The sequence below is a fragment of the Streptomyces sp. NBC_01426 genome, from assembly GCF_036231985.1.
Taxonomy (GTDB): domain Bacteria; phylum Actinomycetota; class Actinomycetes; order Streptomycetales; family Streptomycetaceae; genus Streptomyces.
In genome coordinates this window covers 3,145,780-3,169,830 of sequence record NZ_CP109500.1, presented here as the reverse complement: position 1 = coordinate 3,169,830, position 24,051 = coordinate 3,145,780, and the positions used below count along the sequence as shown (strand labels likewise).

At 72.8% G+C, this 24,051-nt stretch carries 22 protein-coding genes; 12 read left to right on the top strand and 10 right to left on the bottom strand.

The genetic code is table 11. From position 1 onward, the window contains the following. Positions 1-23 precede the first annotated feature (23 nt). Positions 24-1,565 carry a histidine ammonia-lyase gene (gene hutH / locus OG906_RS13735; protein ID WP_267802425.1) on the top strand — a complete coding sequence of 514 codons (1,542 nt, stop codon included), beginning with the start codon at positions 24-26 and terminating at the stop codon, positions 1,563-1,565. 94 nt (positions 1,566-1,659) lie between these two features. Here hutH and OG906_RS13730 read toward each other — a convergent pair whose 3' ends face one another. After that, positions 1,660-1,974, bottom strand: coding sequence for an LPXTG cell wall anchor domain-containing protein (locus tag OG906_RS13730; RefSeq protein ID WP_329442878.1), 315 nt, complete (start codon positions 1,972-1,974; stop codon positions 1,660-1,662). Positions 1,975-2,138: 164 nt separating this feature from the next. Here OG906_RS13730 and OG906_RS13725 point away from each other — a divergent pair, with 164 nt between their 5' ends. The 3 genes from OG906_RS13725 to OG906_RS13715 all read left to right on the top strand — a co-directional run bounded on the left by OG906_RS13725 (position 2,139) and on the right by OG906_RS13715 (position 4,988). After that, complete coding sequence (locus OG906_RS13725; RefSeq protein ID WP_329442875.1) at positions 2,139-2,426, top strand: hypothetical protein; 288 nt, start codon at positions 2,139-2,141, stop codon at positions 2,424-2,426. A 145-nt stretch (positions 2,427-2,571) separates the two neighbouring features. After that, on the top strand, positions 2,572-3,846 hold the full coding sequence (locus OG906_RS13720) for a L,D-transpeptidase (RefSeq protein WP_329442873.1): 1,275 nt from the start codon (positions 2,572-2,574) through the stop codon (positions 3,844-3,846). 188 nt (positions 3,847-4,034) lie between these two features. After that, on the top strand, positions 4,035-4,988 hold the full coding sequence (locus tag OG906_RS13715) for a GNAT family N-acetyltransferase (protein ID WP_329442870.1): 954 nt from the start codon (positions 4,035-4,037) through the stop codon (positions 4,986-4,988). 81 nt (positions 4,989-5,069) lie between these two features. Here the strand turns inward: OG906_RS13715 and OG906_RS13710 are convergent, their stop codons facing one another. Further along, on the bottom strand, positions 5,070-5,948 hold the full coding sequence (locus OG906_RS13710) for a helix-turn-helix domain-containing protein (protein ID WP_267802411.1): 879 nt from the start codon (positions 5,946-5,948) through the stop codon (positions 5,070-5,072). Between the two features lie 149 nt (positions 5,949-6,097). On the opposite strand from OG906_RS13710, the gene OG906_RS13705 reads away from it, so the two are divergent. Continuing rightward, positions 6,098-7,144, top strand: coding sequence for an NAD(P)-dependent alcohol dehydrogenase (locus OG906_RS13705; protein WP_329442866.1), 1,047 nt, complete (start codon positions 6,098-6,100; stop codon positions 7,142-7,144). 300 nt (positions 7,145-7,444) lie between these two features. Continuing rightward, entirely contained in the window at positions 7,445-9,610 is a 2,166-nt protein-coding gene (locus tag OG906_RS13700; protein WP_329442863.1) for a sulfatase-like hydrolase/transferase, read from the top strand. 60 nt (positions 9,611-9,670) lie between these two features. Here OG906_RS13700 and msrA read toward each other — a convergent pair whose 3' ends face one another. Together msrA and OG906_RS13690 are read right to left on the bottom strand one after the other, a co-directional pair. Further along, a complete protein-coding gene (gene msrA / locus OG906_RS13695) occupies positions 9,671-10,345 on the bottom strand; it encodes a peptide-methionine (S)-S-oxide reductase MsrA (RefSeq protein ID WP_267827692.1) in 675 nt (224 codons plus the stop codon). A gap of 151 nt (positions 10,346-10,496) precedes the next feature. After that, positions 10,497-11,603: a hypothetical protein gene (locus OG906_RS13690; RefSeq protein WP_267802405.1), complete on the bottom strand. Its 1,107-nt coding sequence runs from the start codon at positions 11,601-11,603 to the stop codon at positions 10,497-10,499. 109 nt (positions 11,604-11,712) lie between these two features. Between OG906_RS13690 and OG906_RS13685 the strand changes: the two genes are divergently transcribed. Continuing rightward, positions 11,713-12,870: a cystathionine gamma-synthase gene (locus OG906_RS13685; RefSeq protein WP_267802404.1), complete on the top strand. Its 1,158-nt coding sequence runs from the start codon at positions 11,713-11,715 to the stop codon at positions 12,868-12,870. A 36-nt stretch (positions 12,871-12,906) separates the two neighbouring features. Here OG906_RS13685 and OG906_RS13680 read toward each other — a convergent pair whose 3' ends face one another. The 3 genes from OG906_RS13680 to OG906_RS13670 all read right to left on the bottom strand — a co-directional run bounded on the left by OG906_RS13680 (position 12,907) and on the right by OG906_RS13670 (position 14,236). Further along, on the bottom strand, positions 12,907-13,161 hold the full coding sequence (locus tag OG906_RS13680; RefSeq protein WP_385639317.1) for a hypothetical protein: 255 nt from the start codon (positions 13,159-13,161) through the stop codon (positions 12,907-12,909). Beyond that, a complete protein-coding gene (locus OG906_RS13675; protein ID WP_329442859.1) occupies positions 13,158-13,610 on the bottom strand; it encodes a sigma factor-like helix-turn-helix DNA-binding protein in 453 nt (150 codons plus the stop codon). Before OG906_RS13675 ends, OG906_RS13680 begins: the two co-directional genes overlap by 4 nt. 104 nt (positions 13,611-13,714) lie before the next feature. Beyond that, a complete protein-coding gene (locus OG906_RS13670; protein ID WP_267802403.1) occupies positions 13,715-14,236 on the bottom strand; it encodes a MarR family winged helix-turn-helix transcriptional regulator in 522 nt (173 codons plus the stop codon). A 302-nt stretch (positions 14,237-14,538) separates the two neighbouring features. Between OG906_RS13670 and ilvA the strand changes: the two genes are divergently transcribed. The 3 genes from ilvA to OG906_RS13655 all read left to right on the top strand — a co-directional run bounded on the left by ilvA (position 14,539) and on the right by OG906_RS13655 (position 17,808). Beyond that, on the top strand, positions 14,539-15,771 hold the full coding sequence (gene ilvA / locus OG906_RS13665) for a threonine ammonia-lyase (protein ID WP_267802402.1): 1,233 nt from the start codon (positions 14,539-14,541) through the stop codon (positions 15,769-15,771). Between the two features lie 226 nt (positions 15,772-15,997). Continuing rightward, the gene (locus OG906_RS13660) at positions 15,998-17,017 is read left to right on the top strand and encodes an ATP-binding cassette domain-containing protein (protein WP_329442851.1); all 1,020 of its coding nucleotides are present in this window, start codon (positions 15,998-16,000) and stop codon (positions 17,015-17,017) included. Then, on the top strand, positions 17,014-17,808 hold the full coding sequence (locus tag OG906_RS13655) for an ABC transporter permease (RefSeq protein WP_329442848.1): 795 nt from the start codon (positions 17,014-17,016) through the stop codon (positions 17,806-17,808). The genes OG906_RS13660 and OG906_RS13655 overlap by 4 nt, the downstream gene beginning before the upstream one ends. Before the next feature lie 73 nt (positions 17,809-17,881). Here OG906_RS13655 and greA read toward each other — a convergent pair whose 3' ends face one another. Beyond that, complete coding sequence (gene greA / locus OG906_RS13650) at positions 17,882-18,379, bottom strand: transcription elongation factor GreA (protein ID WP_053682166.1); 498 nt, start codon at positions 18,377-18,379, stop codon at positions 17,882-17,884. 302 nt (positions 18,380-18,681) lie between these two features. Beyond that, a complete protein-coding gene (locus OG906_RS13645) occupies positions 18,682-19,095 on the bottom strand; it encodes a DUF4307 domain-containing protein (RefSeq protein ID WP_329442844.1) in 414 nt (137 codons plus the stop codon). Between the two features lie 337 nt (positions 19,096-19,432). On the opposite strand from OG906_RS13645, the gene mca reads away from it, so the two are divergent. Together mca and OG906_RS13635 are read left to right on the top strand one after the other, a co-directional pair. Further along, positions 19,433-20,314, top strand: coding sequence for a mycothiol conjugate amidase Mca (gene mca / locus OG906_RS13640; RefSeq protein WP_329442842.1), 882 nt, complete (start codon positions 19,433-19,435; stop codon positions 20,312-20,314). 2 nt (positions 20,315-20,316) lie between these two features. Then, a complete protein-coding gene (locus OG906_RS13635; protein ID WP_267802397.1) occupies positions 20,317-20,547 on the top strand; it encodes a hypothetical protein in 231 nt (76 codons plus the stop codon). Between the two features lie 217 nt (positions 20,548-20,764). On the opposite strand, the gene OG906_RS13630 is transcribed toward OG906_RS13635, so the two are convergent. Beyond that, positions 20,765-24,040, bottom strand: coding sequence for a tetratricopeptide repeat protein (locus OG906_RS13630; protein ID WP_329442839.1), 3,276 nt, complete (start codon positions 24,038-24,040; stop codon positions 20,765-20,767). Positions 24,041-24,051 lie beyond the last annotated feature (11 nt).

Genomic DNA, 24,051 nt, shown 5'->3' with positions numbered 1-24,051 from the left:
TCCGTAGGGTGCTGAATATGGATATGCACACTGTCGTGGTGGGGACGTCCGGGACCACCGCCGAGGACGTCATCGCCGTCGCCCGCGGCAACGCGCGCGTCGAGCTGTCCGGCGAGGCCCTCGACGCCCTGGCCCGCGCCCGCGAGATCGTCGACGCGCTCGCCGCCAAGCCCGAGCCGGTCTACGGGGTGTCCACCGGGTTCGGCGCCCTCGCCTCCCGGCACATCAGCCCCGAGCTGCGCGCGCAGCTCCAGCGCAACATCGTCCGCTCGCACGCTGCCGGCATGGGCCCGCGCGTCGAGCGGGAGGTCGTGCGCGCCCTGATGTTCCTGCGGCTGAAGACCGTCGCCTCCGGACACACCGGCGTACGCCCCTCCGTCGCCCAGACCATGGTGGACGTGCTCAACGCCGGGATCACCCCCGTCGTCCACGAGTACGGCTCCCTCGGGTGCTCCGGCGACCTCGCGCCGCTGTCCCACTGCGCGCTCGCGCTCATGGGCGAGGGCGACGCCGAGGGCCCCGACGGGTCCGTCCGCCCCGCCGGCGAGCTGCTCGCCGAGGCCGGGATCGAGCCGGTCGAGCTGCGCGAGAAGGAGGGGCTCGCCCTCCTCAACGGCACCGACGGCATGCTCGGCATGCTGGTCATGGCCCTCGCGGACCTCGCCAAGCTGTACACGTCCGCCGACATCACCGCCGCGCTGACGCTGGAGGCGCTGCTCGGTTCCGAGAAGGTCCTCGCCCCCGAGCTGCACACCATCCGCCCGCACCCGGGCCAGGGCGCCTCCGCCGCCAACATGGCCGCCGTCCTGAAGGGCTCCGGGCTCACCGGCCACTTCCAGGAGGAGTCCGCCCCGCGCGTCCAGGACGCCTATTCGGTGCGCTGCGCCCCGCAGGTCGCCGGCGCGGGCCGCGACACCATGGCGCACGCCGCCCTGGTCGCCTCCCGGGAACTGGCCGCCGCCGTCGACAACCCGGTGGTGCTGCCCGACGGTCGCGTGGAGTCCAACGGCAACTTCCACGGCGCCCCCGTCGCGTACGTCCTGGACTTCCTGGCCATCGCCGCCGCCGACCTCGGCTCCATCGCCGAACGACGCACCGACCGGCTGCTCGACAAGAACCGCTCGCACGGCCTGCCGCCCTTCCTCGCGGACGACGCCGGCGTGGACTCGGGCCTGATGATCGCCCAGTACACGCAGGCCGCCCTGGTCAGCGAGATGAAGCGGCTCGCGGTGCCCGCGTCCGCCGACTCGATCCCCTCCTCCGCCATGCAGGAGGACCACGTCTCCATGGGCTGGTCGGCCGCGCGCAAGCTCCGTACGGCCGTCGACAACCTGACCCGGATCGTCGCCATCGAGCTGTACGCGGCCTCCCGGGCCATCGAGCTGCGCCACGGGCTCACCGCGGCCCCGGCGAGCCGGGCCGCCATCGCGGCCGCCCGCGCGGCGGGCGTCCAGGGCCCCGGGCCGGATCGTTTCCTCGCCCCCGACCTGGCCGCCGCCGACGCGTTCGTCCGATCGGGCGCCCTCGTCGAGGCGGTCGAAACGGTGACCGGTCCGCTCGCCTGACCCGTCACGGCTCGCCCGACCGGCGACAGTACGACGAAGGGCCGCGCCCGGGGCGATCCCCCGGAGCGCGGCCCTTTCGCGTCTTCGAACGGCCCTACTCGGCGCGGGAGCGGCGTACGGAGAAGGTCACGAACCCCGCTCCGAGCCCCAGGAAGAGGGTGCCGCCCATCAGGTAGGGGGTGGTGTCGATACTGCCGGTGTCGGCGAGGGCGAGAACGGCCTCCTGGGGTTCCGCGTGGTTCACGACCATGTCGGAGGACGTGATCGTGCCCGTGTTGGCGGGGGCGGGCGCCCCGGAGGATCCCGACGCTTGTCCTGGTGCGGTGGCATTGGCCGACGGCACGAACCAGAGGGCGGCGAGGAGGGTGGTCGCTCCGAGAGCGGTGAGCAGCGGTCGACGTGCGGACACGGTGCGATCCCCCTTGTGGCAGCAGCGAATTGGCCGTGTGCGCCGATGCTAGTGAAAGGGGCGGGTCGTGGGAAAGTCGGGGCGGCCACGGGCTTACTCTCCGTCGTATGAACCCTTCTGAGACATCACGGTACGTACGACTTCGGGTTGATTTGGTCCTCGAAGTGACGGACACCACGGCACTGACCGGAGCGGCGCACGCCCACATCAAGGCCGACGAATTCATGCCGGACGAGGAGCGCGGCCACGCGGAGGCGGCGGTGCGCGACGACGAGTCGGAGGCCCTGGCCTACCTCGTCGACCCCACTGACCTGGTCACGAGCATCCCCGGAGTGGAACTCGCGCAGGCCTCCTGGAGCAGCGAGCCCGCCGAATACGACCCCGAGTCCCTGGAGTGGGACCTGGACGAGGAAGATGGGGACCACGACGAAGAGCCGACCGACAACGCGTGACCGTGGGGTTGCACACATTCGAACCGGATGTGGAACCGAACAGGGTCTTTTGAGCGTTGTTGATCCGTGGCAGGGGGGCGTGCCCCCTGTCCGGTAGGAATACCGCCCGGCGGCTGCCGGGGGGAGCTCGGGGGTTCCGGCAACGATGGAGTGGCGTGTGAGGACGGACAGCATGCGGAGGAAGAGGTCCCTGGTGGCCGTTTCCGCCGTGCTCGGTGGCGTATTGGTGCTCTCGGCCTGCAACGGCGGCGGAGACAGCGACCCGAAGGCGGGCGGCACGGAGGCCGGCAAGTCGCAGGCGGACGTGGACGCCGCGGCGGCCAAGGACAGCTCCAAGGCCCGAATAGCCATCACGCCCAAGGACGGCGCCACCAACATCGGCCTGAACGACGCGACCAAGGTCGCCGTCAGTGACGGCACGCTCACCAAGGTCGAGCTGAAGACCACGGAGGGCACGGTCGTCCCCGGCAAGATCGCCGGCGACGGCAAGAGCTGGAAGCCGGACGGGGCGCTCAAGCGCTCCACCAAGTACGCCCTGTCGGCGACCGCCAAGGACGAGGCCGGCAAGGAGGCGCACGAGAACACCTCCTTCACCACCGTCTCCCCGGAGAACAGCTTCGTCGGCTCGTTCATCCCGGACGACGGCCAGACCGTCGGCGTGGGCATGCCGGTCTCGATCACCTTCAACAAGCCGATCAAGGACCAGAAGGCCGTCCAGGCGGCCATCAACGTCACCTCCAGCAGCGGCCAGGAAGTCGTCGGCCACTGGTTCGGCTCGCAGCGGCTGGACTTCCGCCCGGAGGAGTACTGGAAGGCGAACTCCACCGTCACGCTGAAGCTGGCGCTGGAAGGCGTGAAGGGGGCGCCCGGCGTCCAGGGCGTCCAGAACAAGACCGTCTCCTTCAAGATCGGCCGGAGCCAGGTCTCCAAGGTCGACGCGAAGACCAAGCAGATGACGGTCACCCGTGACGGCGCGGTCCTCAAGACCATCCCGATCTCGGCGGGGTCCCCGGACAACCCGACGTACAACGGCAAGATGGTGATCTCCGAGAAGTTCAAGGAGACCCGGATGGACGGCGCCACCGTCGGCTTCAAGGACGGCGACGGCAAGGGCGAGTACGACATCAAGGACGTCCCGCACGCGATGCGGCTGTCCACCTCGGGCACCTTCATCCACGGCAACTACTGGGGCGCCGACTCGATCTTCGGCAAGGTCAACACCAGCCACGGCTGTGTCGGTCTCAACGACGCCCAGGGCGCCAACGACCCGAACACCCCCGGCTCGTGGTTCTTCGACAACTCGCTGATCGGCGACGTGGTCGACGTGGTCAACTCCCCGGACAAGACCATCAAGCCGGACAACGGCCTCAACGGCTGGAACATGAGCTGGGCGGAGTGGAAGGCGGGCGCGGCCTCCTGACGCCGTGTACGACCTGAACTGACGCGCGGACGACGACGGACGGCGGGAAACCCACACGGGTTTCCCGCCGTCCGTCGTCTGTCGTCGCGTGGCGGCGTGGCGGTGTGGGTTCCTTCTCAACCGACCGCGGGGCGCGGTCCTGGAAAACCCCTGAGCACCCGGCGCCGGCCCCGGCTAGGGTCCCGATCATGACGATCCGACCCGTGGCCCCACCCCCGTCCGACACCGAGGTGGACTCCTGGCACGCGGTCCTGACCGCTGCCACGACCACCGATCAGCCGGGGCTGCCGGCGCCCTCCCGCGCGGAGGTGGCCGGCCGGCTGCGGGTGCCGCCGGCCCGGGGTCGGAACGCGTTCTGGACGACGGACGACGGGGACGGCGTCGCGGGCCTGCTCCTGTTCACCGACGAGGGCAACACGCACACCGCGTTCCTGGACGTGTTGACGGTGCGCCCCGAGGCGCGCCGGCGGGGCGTGGGCACCGCCCTGTGGGAGCGGGTCCGGGCCGAACTCCTCGCGCGCGACCGCACCTCCGTCTCCGCGCTCGTCGACCTCGAAGGACCGGGCCGGGCGTTCGCCGAGTCCCTCGGCTTCGAGAACGTGCTGCGGATGGCCTGGTACGTCCAGGACGTGGCCGGGCCCGCCGCGATACCGGCCACCCCCGGCTACGAGCTGCTGTGCTGGCCCGGCGTCGTCCCCGACGCGTGGGCGCCGGCGGTGGCCGTGGCCCACGCGGCGATGGAGGACGCGCCGAGCGGGGACATGGACGAGCAGACGATGACGTGGACGGCCGAGCGGGTACAGGCCGCACAGCGGCTGGTCCTGGAGCGGGGCGGCGAGCTGACCACGGTCGCGGCGGTGACTCCCGCCGGGGAGGTGGCCGCGTACACGGTCCTCGTCCGGACGGACCCGACGGGGCCGCGCGCCCTCCAGTACGACACGGTGGTCGTCTCCGCCCACCGGGGCCACGGCCTCGGCCGCGCCGTCAAGCTCCGCATGCTGGCGGAGGTGGCCGCGCGCCACCCCGACCTGCGCCAGATCGGCACGACCGTCGCGGACGAGAACGGCCCCATGCGGGCGGTCAACGAGTCCCTGGGCTACCGGTGGGAACGCGGCGTGGGGATCTTCCAGCACACGCTGTGACCCGGGGCGCGCAGACGTCCGCGCGCGGGGCCGGCCGGACGTACCTCGGGGCGCGGAGGCGCGGGGCCGGCCGGACGTACCTCAGTTCTGCGACGGGGCGTCCACGGGGGAGTGGGCCGGCGCCGACCAGGACGACAGCAGGCGCAAGGCGTCCGCCGACGGGGACCCCGGGGTGGCGTGGAAGGTGACCAGCGACTGCTCCGGGTCGTCCCGCAGGGTCAGCGTCTCGAAGTGCAGGTCCATCTCACCCACCACCGGGTGCCGCAGCCGCTTCACGCCGTGCGTCTTGTCCGCGACCGTGTGCGCCGCCCACAACCGCCGGAACTCCTCGTTCTTCACCGACAGCTCCCCGACCAGCGCCGACAACTGCTCGTCCTCCGGGTGCTGGCCCGCGTACATCCGCAGATTGCTGACCACCTCGCAGGCCCGGCACTCCCAGTCCGCGTACAGCTCCGCCGTCGCGCCGTCCAGGAACACCAGCCGCACCAGGTTCCGCTCCCCGACCGGCAGCGCCCCGAAGTCCCCGAAGACCGCGACGGCCAGCCGGTTCCAGCCGATGACGTCCTGCCGCCGCCCCACCAGGTAGGCCGGTACGCCCTCCATCGCGTCCAGCAGCGTCCGCAGTTCCGGCCGGACCTGCTGGGGCCGCCGGGACTGGCGCCGCTTGAGGGTGCGCGGGCTCGCCAGATGGGTCAGGTGCGCCGACTCCGTGTCGTCCAGCCGCAGGGCCCGCGCGATCGCGTCCAGCACCTCCGCCGACACGTTCTGTCCGTGCCCTTGCTCCAGCCGCGTGTAGTACGCCACCGACACCCCGGCCAGCTGCGCCAGCTCCTCCCGACGCAGGCCGGGCACCCGACGGTGGCGGCCGTAGTCGGGCAGCCCCACGTCCCCGGGGCGCAGCCGCGCCCGCCGGCTCCGCAGGAACTCGCCCAGTTCGGCTCGCTGATCAAGCTGGTCCATACAGCCAGTATGTCCGGGTCGCGAACCGTGTGCCTGACCCCGCCAGTGGTAGGTCCACGGGTCGTAGGCACAGCAGGGGACTGGGTGACACGAGGGAATGGGGGCATCGTGGAGATACCGCTGGAAATCCCCGTCCGAGGAGCTTCACCATGTCCGTCACCCAGGTCGCCGCCTACGCCGCTCCCGCCGCGAAGGCCCCGCTGGAGCGCACGACGATCCCGCGCCGCCCGGTGGGCGAGCACGACGTCCTCATCGACATCAAGTTCGCCGGCATCTGCCACTCCGACATCCACCAGGCCACCGACGGCTGGGGCGAGGGCATCTTCCCCATGGTGCCCGGCCACGAGATCGCCGGTGTGGTCACCGAGGTCGGCGCCGGCGTCACGAAGTTCGCGGTCGGCGACCGGGTCGGCGTCGGCTGCTTCGTCGACTCCTGCCGCGAGTGCGAGCAGTGCCTGGCCGGCTTCGAGCAGTACTGCCTCAAGGGCATGACCGGCACGTACAACGCGATCGACAAGAACGGCGAGCCCACCTACGGCGGCTACTCCACCCACATCGTCGTCGACGAGAACTACACCGTCCGCATCCCCGAGGGCATCGACCTCGACGTCGCGGCCCCGCTGCTGTGCGCCGGCATCACCCTGTACTCCCCGCTCAAGCACTGGAACGCGGGCCCCGGCAAGAAGGTCGCCATCGTCGGCCTCGGCGGCCTCGGCCACATGGGCGTCAAGATCGCCTCCGCGCTGGGCGCCGACGTCACCGTCCTGTCGCAGAGCCTGCGCAAGAAGGACGACGGCCTCCGGCTGGGCGCCTCGGAGTACCACGCCACCAGCGACGACACCACCTTCGAGAAGCTGGCCGGCACCTTCGACCTGATCGTCTCCACCGTCTCCGCGCCGCTGCCCCTCGACACGTACCTGCGGCTGCTCAAGGTCGACGGCGCGTTCGTGAACGTCGGCGCCCCGGAGGACCCGGTCTCGCTGAACCTGTTCTCCGTCATCGCCGGCCGCAAGACCCTCGCGGGCTCCTCGATCGGCGGGATCGCCGAAACCCAGGAGATGCTGGACTTCTGCGCCGAGCACGGCCTGGGCGCCGAGATCGAGCTGATCGGCGCCGACCGGATCAACGAGGCCTACGACCGGGTGCAGGCGAGCGACGTCCGCTACCGCTTCGTCATCGACACCGCGACCATCTGACCGGCGCCCTCCGACCGCTCGGCGCCATCCGACCGCTCCGCGCCGTCCGCGTGCTCCGCCCGACCCGCCTGCCCCACCGCAGGCGGGTCGGCCCGTTCCAGCGCCCCGCGCAACCGGTCGCGCGCCGCGCTCCGTACGGCGATCCGCGCCCCCGGGACCGCCGGCCGCTTCCCCCCCCCACACACACACGCCCGTCCTCCGGCGGGCGCCGTCACACGCTTTTCACGCCCCGTGCATGGTCTTGCCGGCGCGCCGTGCGGACGATCGCCTCACCAGCCTTCCGTCCCACAGGAGTTCGCGATGCCCAGCCGCCGTCACTTCCTCGCCGGATCCGCGGCCGCCGTGGGCCTCGCCGCCCTGCCCCGGGCGGCGCAGGCCGCGCCCGCGCCGGCGGCCGAGGACACCGCGCCGCCCCACCTGGTGGTGATCCTGGCCGACGACCTCGGATACGGGGACCTCGGCGCGTACGGCCAGAAACTGATCACCACCCCGCGCATCGACCGCCTCGCCGCCGAAGGGCTGCGGTTCACCGACGCCTACGCCGCGGCCGCCGTCTGCGCCCCCTCCCGGGCCGCCCTGCTCACCGGCCTGCACACCGGACACGCGGCCGTCCGCGCCAACCCGGACAGCGGCGGCCAGGGCGCCCTCGGCGCCGGCGACACCACCTTCGCCGAGGTGCTCCGGGCGCGCGGCTACCGTACGGGTCTGTTCGGCAAGTGGGGCTTCGGGCCGGAGGCCGGGGACCAGCCGAGCCACCCCGGCGCCCGGGGCTTCGAGGAGTTCCACGGGTACATCGACCACGGCCACGCCCACCAGTACCGCCCCTCCTACCTGTGGCGCAACGGCGCCAAGGAGACCCTCCCGGCCGGCACCTACGCGCCCACCGTCATCGCCGAGAGCGCCCTCGGCTTCATCGACGCGCACGCCGCCGGCCCCGACCCCTTCCTGCTGGTCCTCACCCCGAACCTGCCGCACGCCCCCAGCGAGGTCCCCGACGTGGGCGCGTACGCCGCCCGGAGCTGGACCCAGGAGAACAAGGCGCACGCCGCCCAGATCAGCCTGCTCGACGCCCAGGTCGGCGCGGTCGTCGACCGGCTCACGGCGCACGGCGTCGCCGACCGGACCGTGGTCCTGATCGCCTCCGACAACGGCCCGCACGAGGAGGGCGGGGTGAACCCCGACCTCTTCGACGCCAACGGCCCGCTGCGCGGCTACAAGCGCAACCTGTACGAGGGCGGCGTACGCGTCCCGCTGATCGCCTGGAGCCCCGGCCGGATCGCCCCCGGCACCGTCAGCGCCCGCCCCACCCCGCTGTACGACCTGCTGCCCACCCTCGCCGACCTCGCGGGCGCCCCGGCCCCCGCCGACATCGACGGGCTCTCGGCCGCACCCGTCCTCACCGGAGCAGCCGCGACGGCCCCGCTCCACGACCACCTGTACTGGTACCGGGACGAGCCGGGCGTCACCGCCCGGGCCAACGCCCAGGACGGCGGGCGGGCCAAGAAGGTCGCGGAGGCGATCCGCAAGGACCGCTGGAAGGGGGTCCGGTTCGCCCCCGAGCGGGACCGGACCGCGCCCGACGCGCAGTGGCGGTTCGAGCTGTACGACCTGGCCGCCGACCTCGGCGAACAGCGCGACGTGGCCGCGGCGAACCCGGCCGTCGTCGCCTCCCTGACGGCCCTGCTGCGGTCGTCCTGGTCGGACGCCCACCCGCGCCGCCCCTGGGGCCTCACGGTGGCCTCGGACGGCGTCACGGCCACCACCACCCTGGCCAACGGAACCTCCCGCGCCTGGCCGCAGGCCCGGGTCGGCCTCACCGTCCCGGCGGGCTGGACGGCCACCGCGACCGGCCCGGTCACGGCGGCCTCCCTGGCCCCCGGCGCACGCCTGACGACCACCTGGAAGATCACCGCGCCGGCCCCCGGCTCCGGTCCGGCCGTCCTGACGGCCCGGGCCGACACGGGCGCGTTCCGCTTCACCGCGGCGCACCCCTTCACGCCGCTCCCCGCGCCGCCCACCCGGGACGGCCACCTCAGCGACCTCCCGTGGGTGTCGGCGACCAACGGCTGGGGCCCCGTGGAGATCGACCGCTCCAACGGCCGCAAGGAGGGCGGCGATGGCACCCCGATCGCCTTCGGCGGCGTCACGTACGCCAAGGGGCTCGGTGTGCACGCCCCGTCCGAGGTGGTCTACCACCTCGGCGGCCGCGCGGCCCGCTTCACCGCCCTCGTCGGCATCGACGACTTCTCGACGAAGCAGTCGGCGGCCGGCGCCACCCGCGCCGTGGTCCGCGGCGACGGCCGCACCCTCCTGACCACCCCGACGCTCACGGGCGCCTCGGGCCCCACGGCCATCGACCTCGACGTCACCGGCGTCCGCCTCCTCCACCTCGTGGTGCAGGACGCCAACGCCAACTCCGCCTTCGACCACACCTCCTGGGCCCGCCCCCACATCACCCTGGCATGACGAAGCCCCGGTCCGCCGCCGCGGGTGCGGCGGCGGACCGGGGCGTTCGCGCGGGACGGCTCAGGCGCCGGCCGACGGAGCCTGGGCCACGCCGATCGGGCAACTGACGCCCGTGCCGCCGATGCCGCAGTACCCGCCGGGGTTGCGGTCGAGATACTGCTGGTGGTAGGCCTCGGCCGGCCAGAACGGGCGCTCCGACGCCGGGAGGACGGCGGTGGTGATGTCGCCGTGGCCCGCGGCCGTCAGGACCCGCTGGTAGGCCTCGCGGGAGGACTCGGCCTCCGCCTGGTGGGCGGGGGAGTGGGTGTAGATCGCCGAGCGGTACTGGGTGCCGACGTCATTGCCCTGGCGGAAGCCCTGCGTGGGGTCGTGGGACTCCCAGAACAGCTTCAGCAGGGTCGCGTACGAGACGAGTGCCGGGTCGAAGACCACCCGCACGACCTCGGTGTGGCCGGTCTGCCCCGAGCAGGCCTCCTCGTACGTCGGGTTCTCCGTGAACCCGCCCTGGTAGCCGACCAGGGTGGTCCACACCCCGGGGGTCTGCCAGAACTTGCGCTCCGCGCCCCAGAAACAGCCCAGGCCGAAGTCCGCCACCGCCAGGTGCGCGGGGTAGGGGCCCGCGAGCGGGTTGCCGAGCACGGTGTGCGCGGACGGCAGCGAGAAGAGCGGTTCCGAGCGGCCCCGCAGGGCTTCTTCGCGGGTCGGGAGCTCGGGCGTGCGGCGGTACGAGAACATGGGTCGCCTCCTTGGTAGTGGGAACAACGGACAAGGGCGGCCCGGGATTCCCGTACCGGGCGCACCGGGTACCCGCGACGGGTTCCCGCACCGGATTCCCGCACCGCCCCGCGGCCACCGCGCCCGCAGCAGCCCGCCCCGCCGCCCCGCGTCAGTGCGGCAGCGTCGCCGGCGAGCCGCCGTTGGCCTCGTAGCCGGCCACCGCCAACGCCCGGTACACCGCGTACGCCGCCGCCGGGTTCGACGAGGCCGACCAGGGCAGCGCGCCGACGTACCCGTCCACGTGCCGCACCTGCTCCATCGCCTCCGCCCAGCGCTCCATGCTCACCAGGAACATCAGCAGCAGGTGCCGTACGTGGGCGAGCATCGGGTCGTCCGCGCGGGCCGTGCGGACCGCGTACATCGCGCCCTCCACGGCCCGGGTGACGACCGCGCTCTGCCAGAACGTCGACACGAAGTTGACCTCGGGCAGGTGCTCGTACACCGCGAACAGCGGCAGGGCCGCCAGCAGCGAACCCTGCGGGGCGCGGGCCGCCGCCGCGTGCGTGAACGCGTCGGCCTTCTCCCGCGAGCCGTGCCACTTCTCGCACCAGTAGTTCAGGGCCGCCAGGTGCGCGCCCATGTGCTGCGGGGCCCGGTCGATGACCTTCGCCCACAGCGCGTCGTACTCCGCCTCGGAGTAGCCCAGCGCCCGGCCGATCGCCAGCTCCGTGATGTACGGGACCGGATCCCCCGGCGCGAGCAGGGCAGCCCGCCGGCAGGCCTCCAGGGCCTCCTCCAGGATGATCCGGTGGTCCTCGGAGCCGACACCGCCCGAGTGCCGCCAGGCCTGCTGCACCAGCAGCTCGGCGTGCACCTGCGCGCCGCCCGCGTCCTTCGGCGCCTCCAGCCGCCACGCCTTCAGCCACTGCGCGCCCTCCCCGGGCCGGCGCACCAGGTCCAGCGCCGCCGCACCGCCGAAGGCCTGGACGCGCTGCCAGCGCTGTTCGCCCTCCGTCGGGGTCCCGGCGAGCAGCTGCGAGGCGGCCTGCCACCGGCCGGTGCGCTCGACGTTGTCGAGGGCGTCCATCAGGTCCTGGTCGGGCCCGGGAACGCGGATGTCCAGCTCCTCTTCCCGGTCGAACCCGTAGTTCGCGGGGTCGGCGGCGTCCGGGCTGCCGGGCGCGACCAGCCGCGCGCCGCCCCGCCGGCGCCGGATGTAGGGGGCGGCGATGGCCACGAGCAGGCCCATCGCGAAGAGGAACCACAGAATCTCCATGCCTCCAAGCGAACCAGACGCACCCGGGCCAAGGCCAATGCCTCACTGGCCAGGCCCGATGGTCGGGGCACGAGAGGAACCACCGCCGAACGGGGCATAGCATCTGCCCATGAGCGACGACAGCCACGAGCACCAGAGCTTCGAGACCCGCGCGATCCACGCGGGCAACACGGCGGACCCGCGGACCGGCGCGGTCGTGCCCCCGATCTACCAGGTGTCCACGTACAAGCAGGACGGCGTCGGCGGACTGCGCGAGGGCTACGAGTACAGCCGCAGCGGCAACCCGACGCGCACCGCCCTGGAGGAGAACCTCGCGGCGCTGGAGGGCGGCCGACGCGGTCTCGCCTTCGCGTCCGGGCTCGCCGCCGAGGACTGCCTGCTGCGTACGCTGCTCTCCCCGGGCGACCACGTGGTCATCCCGAACGACGCCTACGGCGGCACGTTCCGCCTCTTCGCGAAGGTCGTCTCCCGCTGGGGCGTCGAGTGGTCGGTGGCCGACACCTCCGACCCGGACTCCGTGCGGGCGGCCCTGACGCCGAAGACCAAGGTGATCTGGGTCGAGACCCCCTCCAACCCGCTGCTCGGCATCACGGACATCGCCGTGGTCGCCGACATCGCGCGGTCCGCCGGCGCCAAGCTGGTCGTGGACAACACCTTCGCGTCCCCGTACCTCCAGCAGCCCCTGGCGCTCGGCGCCGACGTGGTCGTGCACTCGCTGACCAAGTACATGGGCGGTCACTCCGACGTCGTCGGCGGCGCCCTCGTCGCGGCCGACGAGGCGCTCGGCGAGGAGCTGGCCTACCACCAGAACGCCATGGGCGCGGTGGCCGGACCCTTCGACTCGTGGGTCGTGCTGCGCGGCATCAAGACCCTCGCCGTCCGCATGGACCGGCACGCGGAGAACGCCGCGAAGATCGTCGAGGTGCTGGCGCGTCACCCGAAGGTCACCAAGGTCCTCTACCCGGGCCTGCCCGAGCACCCGGGCCACGAGGTCGCCGCCAAGCAGATGCGCAACTTCGGCGGGATGATCTCCTTCCAGGTCGCCGGTGGCGAGGAGGAGGCCGTCGCGGTCTGCGGCCGTACGAAGATCTTCACCCTGGCCGAGTCCCTCGGCGGCGTCGAGTCCCTCATCGAGCATCCGGGCCGGATGACCCACGCCTCGGTGGCCGGCTCGGCCCTGGAGGTCCCGGCGGACCTGATCCGCCTCTCGGTCGGCATCGAGAACGCCGACGACCTCATCGCGGACCTCACCCGCGCGCTGGGCTGAGCCGCCCCTTCGCCGGATGCCGCCGCCGGGCGGTCGTCACCAGCCCTCCAGGGGCGGGGAGACATCGCTCGGCGGCGTCGCCCACGGCCGGGTCAGCACCGCCCACACCGTGAACGCGAGCGCCGCCGCGCACAGCACCGTCCAACCGAACCGGCGCAGGGCCCGGCGGCGGCGCAGGAGCCGGTCCCCGCGGGCCGCCGCGGCGGCCGCCAGCCCGACCGGCACCGTCGGGTGGGGACCTTCCATCAACTCCCGCACCCGTGCCGCCTTGCGGTCGGGGAAGGCGCTCACGCCGCCTCCCGACCGGGGTCGGGCGCAGCGTCCCGCAGCGCCGCGACGGCCCGGTTGCACAGGGCGTGGACCCGCTCGGCGGGCAGCCCGAGCTGCGCCGCGGTGACCTCCTCCGCGACGCCCTCGTACACCCGCAGCACCAGGACGAGCCGTTCCAGCGGGACCAGCCGCGCGAGCGGCCCCGTACCGGAGGGCCGGCGGCGGGCGGTGCGGGCGTACGCGGCGCACAGTTCCTGCCGCGTGTGGTCGTACGGGTCGTCGCCGCGCAGCCTGCGCCAGTCCGCGTACGTACGGGCCAGGGCGCCCGCGAGGAGCCGGCGGGCGACGGCCGGGTCGTCCTCGGGTTCGGCGGTCAGCAGGATCGCGACGTGCAGGAGCCGGCCCGCCGCACCCGCGACGAAGGCCTCGAACTCCGCGTAGGGCCTTGCCCGGTGGTCCACAACCCCCATGGCTCACATAGTGCGGCCGGGGGCACCGCCTTGGTCAAGGGGTCGGACACGGCCGAATCCGTACGGTGCGGCGGGCGGGCCCGGGGCCCGGACGGCGGCGGGGTTCAGGAAGCGGGGCCCGCGTCCGCGACGGAGGCCATCAGCTCCGACAGCGACAGGTTGAAACGCGTCAGCAGCCCGGTGAAGGACTCGCGCTCCTCCTCCGTCCAACCGTCGGTCACCCGCGCCATCAGCTCGCGCCGCGAGGAACGGACCTCCTCCAGCCGCGCCAGCCCGCGCGGGGACAGCGCGAGCACCACGGCCCGGCCGTCCTCGGGGTGCGAGGTCCGCTTGACCAGGCCGCCGTCGACGAGCGGGGCCACCTGGCGGGTCACGGTGGACGAGTCGATGCCCATGCCGCCCGCGAGCGCCTTGACGCCCATCGGACCTTCCAGGTCGAGTCGGTTCAGCAGCAGGTAGGCGGCTCGGTCCATCGAGTTGCGGGCCTGACCGACTCCGCCGAGGCGGGTCTGCTCCGCCCGACGGGCGAAGACCGCCACCTGGTGCTGGAGCGCGTCGAGGAGACCGGCTTCGGCGGGCGTTTCGGCCACCGTGGGCAGGTCGGAACTGGCCGGGATGGAGGGCATGGCCGTGGGCTCTCTTCGCGTGGGTCCGACAAGGATGGGGGACAGAGTACGCGGCCGTGCGGCGGCTCGTACGCCTCGTACGAGAACTGATACGACCATCGCCGGACGCGGTACCGCGCCGCGGCGATTGGCGTGATCCCGCCCCCGGTCGGTGCGCTCCCCGGTCGGGCGGTGTGCCGCCCGCGGCGGCGGCCGAAGTCGGCGTGCCGCCGGCGGCGGCGTCCCGGTCCCCCTTTCGCGGGCCGCGTCTCACGGGTGCGACGTCCTGCGCCCCGATCGGCGCGGGCTGCGAGACTGGCCACATGAACTACCGCGTGCCCACGCCCGTCCCCCAGGTCATCCTCGACGACGTCCGGGGGGCCCAGAAGATGCTGTCGGGCGTCTCGCGGGTCACGGCGATGGAAGGCAGTCGGCACCTCTCCGCGCTGACCGGATCGCCGGTCCACTTCAAGTGCGAGAACCTCCAGCGGACCGGTTCCTTCAAGCTGCGCGGGGCGTACGTGCGCATCGCGGGCCTGCGCCCCGAGCAGCGCGCCGCCGGCGTGGTCGCGGCCAGTGCCGGCAACCACGCGCAGGGCGTCGCGCTGGCCTCGTCCCTCCTGGGCGTGCGTTCCACGGTGTTCATGCCCGTGGGGGCGCCGCTGCCGAAGGTGGCGGCGACCCAGGAGTACGGCGCCGAGGTGATCATGCACGGGCAGGTGGTCGACGAGACCCTCGCCGCCGCCCAAGAGCACGCCGACCGCACCGGGGCCGTGTTCATCCACCCCTTCGACCACCGCGACATCATCGCGGGTCAGGGCACGGTCGGCCTGGAGATCCTGGAGCAGTGCCCCGAGGTGCGCACGATCCTCGTCGGCATCGGCGGCGGCGGGCTCGCCGCCGGCGTCGCCGTCGCGGTGAAGGCGCTGCGGCCCGACGTGAAGGTCATCGGCGTGCAGGCGGCGGGGGCCGCCGCGTACCCGCCCTCGCTCAAGGTCGGGCACCCGGTGTCGATCGACAACCCGAACACCATGGCGGACGGCATCAAGGTCGGCCGACCCGGCGACGTCCCCTTCAAGATCATCGGTGAACTCCTCGATGACGTCCGCACGGTGTCGGAGGACGCGCTCTCCAGCGCCCTGCTGCTCTGCCTGGAGCGGGCCAAGCTCGTGGTCGAGCCGGCCGGCTGCAGTCCGGTCGCCGCGCTGATGAGCGAGCCCGAACTGTACGGCGGCGGCCCGGTCGTGGCCGTCCTGTCCGGCGGGAACGTCGATCCGCTGCTGCTCCAGCGCATCCTGCGGCACGGCATGGCGGCGGCCGGCCGCTACCTCTCGCTGCGGCTGCGCGTGAGCGACCGGCCCGGGGCGCTGGCCGGTCTGCTCGGGGTGTTGTCGACGGTGGACGCGAACGTGTTGGACGTCAGCCACGTCCGGACCGACCCGCGGCTGGGGCTCACCGAGGTGGAAGTGGAACTGCACCTGGAGACCAAGGGGCCCGAGCACTGCGCCCAGGTCGCGCGGTCGTTGCACGCCGCGGGGTACACGGTCATGAGCTGAGGTCGCGGGTCTCTCGGGGTTCGAGGCGGGGCTCTTCGGGCCTCGTACATCCGAGCGGAACGCTCAATCCCGTGGCGGTACGCGATATGACGCGATACGGTACCGGCTCGGCCGGTGCGCGCCCGTGCAGACGGGCGGTGCGGGTCGTCGCGAAAGCCGGGCGGAACTCGCGTCCCGCCCCTAAGATTTGTCTGGGAAACACCCGATTCGCTCTGGGAGAATCCTCATGCCAGGCGCCATCTACGCCGAAGGTCTGGTGAAGACCTTCGGTGACGTACGGGCTCTGGACGGCGTGGACCTCGATGTTCCCGAAGGAACCGTCCTGGGTCTTCTCGGCCCGAACGGCGCGGGCAAGACCACGGCCGTGCGCGTCCTGACCACCCTCATCCAACCCGACAGCGGCCGAGCCCTCGTCGCAGGGATCGACGTACTGAAGAACCCCGACCAGGTCCGCCGATCGATCGGTCTCTCCGGCCAGTTCGCGGCGGTGGACGAGTACCTGACCGGCCGCGAGAACCTCCACATGGTCGGCCGGCTCTACCAGATGAACTCCAAGGCGGCGAAGGCCCGGGCCGCCGAACTCCTGGAGCGTTTCAACCTCACCGAGGCCGCCGACCGGACGGCCAAGACCTACTCCGGCGGCATGCGCAGGCGCCTCGACCTCGCGGCCGCGCTCGTCGTCAGCCCGCCCGTGATGTTCATGGACGAGCCGACCACCGGACTCGACCCCCGCAACCGGCAGCAACTGTGGGGCATCATCCAGGAACTCGTGGCGGGGGGCACCACCCTGCTGCTCACCACCCAGTACCTGGAGGAGGCCGACCACCTCGCCCACGACATCTGCGTCGTCGACCAGGGCAAGGTCATCGCGCGCGGCACCTCCGACCAGCTCAAGGCCCGTACCGGCGGCGAGCGGGTGGAGGTCGTCGTCCACGAACGGGACCACATCGCCACGGCGCGCGCGGTGCTCGCCGGCTTCGGCAAGGGCGAGGCCACCGTCGAGGAACACACCCGCAAGCTGACCGTCCCGGTGTCCGGCGGCGCCAAACTGCTCGCCGAGGTCATCCGCGAACTCGACGGCCGGGGCATCGAGATCGACGACATCGGACTGCGCCGGCCCACCCTCGACGACGTGTTCATCTCGCTCACCGGCCACGCGGCCGAACGGGACGAGGGCAGCGGCGCCCCGGAAGACACCCCGGCCGGGACCGAGGGCGGCGCGGCGCGGAAGGAGCAGGTGAAGTGAGCGGCGTGAGCGACTCCCTGGTCATCGCCCGGCGGAACGTGATCCGCCTGACCAGGATTCCCGAGATGGTCATCTTCGGGCTGATCCAGCCGATCATGTTCGTGGTGCTGTTCAGCTACGTGTTCGGCGGCTCGATGATGATCGGCGGTTCGACCGACCCCGTCGCCTACCGGAACTTCCTGATGGCCGGCATCTTCGCGCAGACCGTCACCTTCGCCACGGCCGGCGCGGGCGCGGGCATCGCGGACGACATGCACAAGGGCCTGATCGACCGCTTCCGTTCGCTGCCGATGGCCCGGGGCGCGGTCCTCACCGGCCGTACCCTCGCCGACCTCGTGCAGACCGCGATGACCATGGTCGTCCTCGCGATCGTGGCGCTCCTCGTCGGCTGGCGCATCCACGAGGGCGTGCCCAAGGCGCTGGGCGGCTTCGCCCTGCTGCTCCTGCTCGGCTACGCCTTCTCCTGGATCGGCGCGCTGATCGGCCTGTCGGTGCGCACCCCGGAGGCGGCCACCTCGGGCGGGCTGATCTGGCTCTTCCCCGTCACGTTCATCTCCAACGCCTTCGTGCCCACGGAGAACATGGCGAGCTGGCTCCAGCCCATCGCGGAGTGGAACCCCTTCAGCGCCACCGTGCAGGCCTGCCGGGAGCTCTTCGGGAATCCCGGCGTCTCCCCGTCCGACGCCTGGCCGATGGTCCACCCGGTCTGGGCCTCGCTGATCTGGTCGGTCGTGATCGTCACGACCTTCCGCACGCTCGCGGTCCGCAAGTACCGCCGGGCGGCCAACTGAGGCAGGAGCCCGTACGCGCGAGAGCCCCCGCCCGGATCCGATCCGGGCGGGGGCTCTCGGCGTGTGCGGATGCTCAGCCGGTGAAGGGCTTGACGTCGAGGATCTTGACGGCGGCCGTCTTGCCGTTGGGCAGCTCGTACGAGGCGTCCTCGCCGATCTTCTTGCCCATCACGCCGGTGCCCAGCGGGGACTGCGGGGAGTAGGTCTCGAAGTCCGAGGACGCGTACTCGCGCGAGGCCAGCAGGAACTCCATGGTGTCGTCCTCGTCGCCGTCGAAGGCGATCTTGACGAGGGTGCCGGGGGCGACCACGCCGTCGGACGCGGGGGCGGTGCCGACCTTGGCGTTCTCCAGGAGCTGGGTCAGCTGGCGGACCCGGAGCTCCTGCTTGCCCTGCTCCTCCTTGGCCGCGTGGTAACCGCCGTTCTCACGCAGGTCGCCCTCTTCACGGGCAGCTGCGATCTTCGTCGCGATCTCCGTGCGTGCGGGACCAGAGAGGTAGTCCAGCTCTGCCTTCAGCTGGTCGTACGCCGCCTGGGTCAGCCAGGTGACGCTCTCGCTCGTCTGGGTCACGGGTGCTCCTCGTCGGTACAGGGGACTTCAAAGCCGCCAGCGGCGGACGAAACCACGAGCCTAACAATTCGGGAAGAAAAGGGGGAGGACACCCTCTGTATGAAGTGTGTCATCGGGCGTCGCCGTACCGCGTGGCGTCGCAGGTCACACGCTTGGTACGGGGTGCGGGGGCAAACTTCCCGGGCGTGGCGCGGTATCGATCCGTAATGGGCGTCACCGATCGGGAACGGTCAGTACCGGTCGGTGGCGGGGGTCACGATCCCCGGAGGGGGCGCGACCCGGCAGGATCCGAGAGGGACGGCCTACGAGGCGGCGCCGGCGGCCTGGCAGCCGACCAGCTCGACCGTCGTCGCCCGCCCGGTGGTCCTCAGCGAGACGACCTCGTCCACGCGCGCGTCCCGCTGCCCGAAGGTGAAGTCGGCGCGGCCCACCTCGCCGTGCCCCTCGTCCTGGGAACTGAGGGTGCAGACCCCGGTGACCCCGGTGTCCTTGCGGACCTCCAGATGCACCTTGACCTCGCTGTCCGACACGATCTGGAACTTGATCACCTCGGCGCTGACGGTCTGCCCGCCGACGTAGTCCCAGCCGATCCAGCCGACCACGCCCAGCAGCCCGACCCCGAGCACGGAACCGACGATCTTGAGCTTGCGGTCCGCGCGCTCGTCCGCCGACCGGCCGTAGCGACCCTCGGGCAGTCCTTCGCGCACCGTGCTCATCGATCGTTCCTTTCGCGAGGGCCGGGAAGGCGCACTCCTGCGGTCCGGTCACCGTAACGGGAGGATGTCACGCCCCCCGCCCCGGGGCGGAATCAGGGGGCCGTCGGCGCGGGCGGTGAAAGCGGAATCCGAGGGCCCGGAAAAACCGGCGAAGGGCGGCCCGGGCACGCATTACCTTGGTCGCACCGCATGTACACGGGCACCGCGTGCGGGGCCCCGTCCCCCGGGACGAGTGTGCCGGGAATCTCCCTCGTCTCCGTTTGTTGAGGGGAGGAGTGACTATAGAAGGCGCCCACCGGCCTTCCCGTTTGCCAGACGAGTACCAGAGGATCCTGTCTTGACCGAGCAGCTTCGACTGATGGCCGTCCACGCCCACCCCGACGACGAGTCGAGCAAGGGCGCGGCCACCATGGCCAAGTACGTGTCCGAAGGGGTGCCCGTGCTGGTGGTGACCTGCACCGGCGGTGAGCGCGGCTCCGTCCTGAACCCCAAGCTCCAGGGGGACAAGTACATCGAGGAGCACATCCACGAGGTCCGCGCCAAGGAGATGGACGAGGCCCGCGAGATCCTCGGCATCGAGCAGGAATGGCTCGGCTACGTCGACTCCGGGCTGCCCGAGGGCGACCCGCTGCCGCCGCTGCCCGAGGGCTGCTTCGCGCTCGCCGACGTCGACGAGGCCGCCGGCCGCCTGGTGAAGAAGATCCGCGCCTTCCGGCCGCAGGTCGTCACCACGTACGACGAGAACGGCGGCTACCCGCACCCCGACCACATCATGACCCACCAGATCTCCATGGTGGCCTTCGAGGGCGCGGCGGACACCGAGAAGTACCCGGAGGCCGAGTTCGGCCCGGCCTACCAGCCGCAGAAGCTCTACTACAACCAGGGCTTCAACAAGCCGCGCACCGTCGCCCTGCACGAGGCGCTGCTCGCCCGCGGCCTGGAATCCCCCTACGGGGAGTGGCTGGAGCGCTGGAAGGAGTTCGAGCGCACCGAACGCACGCTGACCACGCACGTTCCCTGCGCGGACTTCTTCGAGATCCGTGACAAGGCGCTGATCGCGCACGCCACGCAGATCGACCCGGACGGCGGCTGGTTCCGCGTCCCGATGGAGATCCAGAAGGAGGTCTGGCCGACCGAGGAGTACGAGCTGGCGAAGTCGCTGGTGGACACTTCCCTCCCCGAGTCCGACCTCTTCGCGGGCATCCGGGAGAATGCGTAGTCATGAGCGCTACGCAGGAAGCAATCGTCCAGCTCCTCCCGCTGGCCGGCGACACCTTCGACAAGAACAAGGTGACCCCGGGAATCCTCGGTTTCATCGTGTTCGCGGCCCTCGCCCTCGGGGTGTGGGGCCTGATGAAGTCGATGAGCAAGCACATGGGTCGGGTGGACTTCAAGGAAGCCCCCGAGCCGGCGGCCAAGGGCACGACGACGGACGGCACGCGGGCCCCGTAGGCCCCCGCCCCGCGGGCCCCTGAGCCCGCGGGGCCCACGCGGGCGTCCGGACGCCCGCGCGACGACCGCCGCCCCACCCGTCGACCGGTGGTGCGGCGGCACGTACGCGTGCGCGATCGGGGCAGGCGCCGGGACGCCGCCGGACCGGGACGACCGACCGGGGCCGCCGGGGCCGTCAGACGACCCGCTGGGCCCCTGCCGGTCCCGCCCGGGGCCGTCAGGAGACCGGCAGCACCGGCACCCCCATGACCTCCCGCGACCGCAGGTTCGGGACCATGCCCAGCCGCCACGCCTGCCAGCCCTCCGCCGGATCCACCCCCCGCCCCAGGATCACCCCGTACGTCTCCAGGCAGTCCTCCAGCCGGCGGTCGCGCAGCGGGTGCGGGGCGGCCGCCAGCCGCGCCAGCTCCGCCCGCGCCTCGTCCGCGGCGCCCGCGACCGGCGGGACCGCGTACGGCAGCATCGTGCAGCGCAGGAAACGCGCCCAGTCCTCCCCGCGCAGGTCCCCGTACGAGGCGAACAGCCGGGCCGCCTCCTCGCACAGCCCCAGCGCCTGCGGGACCCGCGCGTTGCCCGCGTCCACGACCGCCAGCTCCAGGCAGGTCCAGCCCTCCCCGTGGGCCAGCCCGATCCGCCGGAAGTCGGCCCGCGCGTCCACCAGCAACTGGCGGGCGAAACCGGAGTTCCGCAGGTTCCCGGTCTGCGCCGCCCGCTGGTCGCGCGTCACCCGACCCGAATGGTGCCGGGCGTGCGCCAGCCCGTACACGTCCCGCATCCGGGAGAACATCGTCCGGGCCCGCTCCAGCTCCCGCACCGCCTTGTCGCGCTCGCCGTCCTCCTCCAACGCCTGCCCGAGGTAGTACAGCGTCCACGCCTCGCCGCGCGCGTCCTCCGCCAGCCGGTGCCGGGCCAGCGCGTCCCGCAACCGCTCCAGCGCCGGCCCCGGGTCCCCGTCCACGACCCGCGCCCGGCCCAACTGGGTCAGCGCCCAGGCCTGGCCGCGGTCGTCGCGGGTGCGCCCGTACATCTCCAGGGCCAGCCGCAGCTCCGGCTCCGCCCGCTCCGGCGCGCCCATCCGCAGGTACACCTGCCCCAGCTGGAAGTGCGCCCAGGCCTCCCCGTGCACGCTCTCGCTCTCCCGATGCAGCGCGATGGACCGCTCCAGCAGCGTCAACGCCTCCCCGAGCTCCGCCCGGTCCCGCTGCACCGCCGCCAGCGCGTGCAACCCCCACGCCCGGTCACCCGCCAGTTCCGGCGACTCCTGGAGGGCCAAGGCCTCACGCAGCCGGGCCGCGGCCTCCGGAAGGTTGCCCTGGTGGTGCAGGGTGATGCCCAGCGACACCAGGGCCATCGCCGCGCCCGCCTCCTGCTCGGCCTCCATGTACTGGTCGACGACCGAGGTCAAGGTGGTGCGGGCCTTGTCCAGGTCGCCGAGCTGGCGCGCGGCGATGCCCGTGCGCCACTGCACCGAGCGGGCCATCCGGCCGCCCCGCCCCGGCTCCCCCCGCTGCCCCGCCTCCACGGCCTGGGTCAGCTCGTTGATCTCGCCCAGCCGGTACAGGTCCCCGCGTAGCAGACAGAAGTCGCACAGCGCGCCCAGCAGGTCCAGCACCGCCTGCTGGTCCACGTCCTGCGAGTGCCGCAACGCCGCCGTGATGAAGCTCGACTCGTCGTCCAGCCAGCGCAGCGCCGCGTCCAACGAGGCGAAGCCGTGCCCGCCGAAGTGGTTGGCGCGGGTGGACATCTTCCCGTCGACCATCCGGATCACCGAGTCCGCGAGCTGCGCGTAGTTGCGGATCAGCCGCTCGTGGGCGGCCGCCGCCTGCGCCCGGTCCTCGTCGGCCGCCAACCGCGCCGCCGCGTACGCACGCACCGCGTCGTGCATCCGGTACCGCTCCCCGCGCACCGGATCCAGCAGGCCCGCCCGCGCCAGCTCGCGCAGCAGCCGCCCCGCCTCCGCCTGGTCCGTGTCGATCAGCGCCGCCGCCGCGGACGGCCCGAGCGAGGCCCGCCCGGCCAACGTCAGGCGCCGCAACAGCCGACGCCGCTCCTCGGGCAGCCGTGCGTACGCCAGGTCCAGCGCGTGCTCCAAGGTGCCGCCGGAGCCCCCGGCCGCCTCCACCTCCCCCAGGGGAGCCAGCACGCGCAGCGCCAACGGCAGCCCCGCGCCGAGCCCCGACAGCTCCCGCCCGGCCTCCTCGCCGTACCCGGGCCCGCCCGCCGCCTCCGCGCCGGCGCGCAGCACCTCGGCCGCCTCCGGCTCCGACAAGCGGGCCAGCGGAAGCTGGTGCACCCACGCCGCCAGGTCCGCCGGCAACTCCAGCGGGCCGGACGCCGTCACCAGGACCAGACTGTCGGACCGCTCCGGAACCAGCGTCCGGACCTGCGCCGCGTCCACCGCGTCGTCCACGACGACCGTCACCGGCAGCCCCTGGAGGTGCTGGTGGTACAACTCCCCGAGCCGCCGCACCTGTTGCTCCGCCGAGGCGCCCTCGCGGAACAACAACTGCTCGCGCGGGGCGCCCAGCCGGTTCAGCAGGTGCAACAGCGCCTCCCGCGTCGACAGCGGGGCCTCCCCAACGTCGCCGTGCGGGGAACCGCCCCGCAGGTCCACCACGCACGCGCCGCGGAACTGGTCCCGCAGCGCGTGCGCCGCCCGCAACGCCAACGCGGTGCGCCCCGAACCGGGCTCGCCGTGCACCACCACGACCACCGGCCGGGTCTCGGTACTGGCCCGCGCCGCCTGCACCCACTGCGCGATGCGCGTCAGTTCCGCCCGACGGCCGACGAACCCCTCGTCCGTGCACGGGAGTTGATTGAAGGACTGCTCCAACACGCTGCGCCGGCGCGCCTCCGCGCTGCGATCCGTGCCACGCAGCGCGGGCCCGGAACCCGTCGTCTGCTTGACGAGGCCGACCGCGCCGGCGTTGACGCCCGACCGGACCCGCGGCGGATTGCGCACCGCCGTCGCCACCAGACGCTGCTGCTCCAGGAACGGACGGATGCCGCGCACCTCCAGCGCCGACAGCCACTGGAGGCGCAACTGCTCCGGACCGCCCGGCCGGCCCGCCACGCCGGCCCGCCGGTTCGCCGCCGGCAGGTGGAGAGCCGTCACCTTGGCCGCCGTCGTGGCCGCCCCCGCGACGCCCACGACGATGCCCGCGCTGAGGGCCGTACCGGCCGCCACGCCGAAGGCCAGGTCCGCCCCGACGGCCGCGACCGCCCCGACCGCCGTCACCAGCAACGCCGTCGAACTGTTCGCGCGCCGGAACGCCTCGCCCAGCGACTGGTCCCCGGCCGCCGCCTCGTCCACGGCGCGCACGTACGCCTCGTACTCCTCGGAAGCGCTCGCGGCGAGCGTGTCCAGGGACTCCCGGCCGCGCGCCAGCAGGGCCGCCCTGTCGACCGGCGCCCCCGGAGCGGCCCGGCGCTCCTCCTCGTCCACGGCTCGCACCAGAAGCCGTTCGGCCTCCACACGATGACTGTCCCGCATCGGCATCCCCC

Excerpts from the sequence above, each read along its gene's own strand:
- hutH (WP_267802425.1), top strand. The coding sequence starts at position 24 with ATGCACACTGTCGTGGTGGGGACGTCCGGGACCACCGCCGAGGACGTC.
- OG906_RS13720 (WP_329442873.1), top strand. The coding sequence starts at position 2,572 with ATGGAGTGGCGTGTGAGGACGGACAGCATGCGGAGGAAGAGGTCCCTG.
- OG906_RS13715 (WP_329442870.1), top strand. The coding sequence starts at position 4,035 with ATGACGATCCGACCCGTGGCCCCACCCCCGTCCGACACCGAGGTGGAC.
- OG906_RS13710 (WP_267802411.1), bottom strand. The coding sequence starts at position 5,948 with ATGGACCAGCTTGATCAGCGAGCCGAACTGGGCGAGTTCCTGCGGAGC.
- OG906_RS13705 (WP_329442866.1), top strand. The coding sequence starts at position 6,098 with ATGTCCGTCACCCAGGTCGCCGCCTACGCCGCTCCCGCCGCGAAGGCC.
- OG906_RS13700 (WP_329442863.1), top strand. The coding sequence starts at position 7,445 with ATGCCCAGCCGCCGTCACTTCCTCGCCGGATCCGCGGCCGCCGTGGGC.
- msrA (WP_267827692.1), bottom strand. The coding sequence starts at position 10,345 with ATGTTCTCGTACCGCCGCACGCCCGAGCTCCCGACCCGCGAAGAAGCC.
- OG906_RS13690 (WP_267802405.1), bottom strand. The coding sequence starts at position 11,603 with ATGGAGATTCTGTGGTTCCTCTTCGCGATGGGCCTGCTCGTGGCCATC.
- OG906_RS13685 (WP_267802404.1), top strand. The coding sequence starts at position 11,713 with ATGAGCGACGACAGCCACGAGCACCAGAGCTTCGAGACCCGCGCGATC.
- OG906_RS13675 (WP_329442859.1), bottom strand. The coding sequence starts at position 13,610 with ATGGGGGTTGTGGACCACCGGGCAAGGCCCTACGCGGAGTTCGAGGCC.
- OG906_RS13670 (WP_267802403.1), bottom strand. The coding sequence starts at position 14,236 with ATGCCCTCCATCCCGGCCAGTTCCGACCTGCCCACGGTGGCCGAAACG.
- ilvA (WP_267802402.1), top strand. The coding sequence starts at position 14,539 with ATGAACTACCGCGTGCCCACGCCCGTCCCCCAGGTCATCCTCGACGAC.
- OG906_RS13660 (WP_329442851.1), top strand. The coding sequence starts at position 15,998 with ATGCCAGGCGCCATCTACGCCGAAGGTCTGGTGAAGACCTTCGGTGAC.
- OG906_RS13645 (WP_329442844.1), bottom strand. The coding sequence starts at position 19,095 with ATGAGCACGGTGCGCGAAGGACTGCCCGAGGGTCGCTACGGCCGGTCG.
- OG906_RS13635 (WP_267802397.1), top strand. The coding sequence starts at position 20,317 with ATGAGCGCTACGCAGGAAGCAATCGTCCAGCTCCTCCCGCTGGCCGGC.
- OG906_RS13630 (WP_329442839.1), bottom strand. The coding sequence starts at position 24,040 with ATGCGGGACAGTCATCGTGTGGAGGCCGAACGGCTTCTGGTGCGAGCC.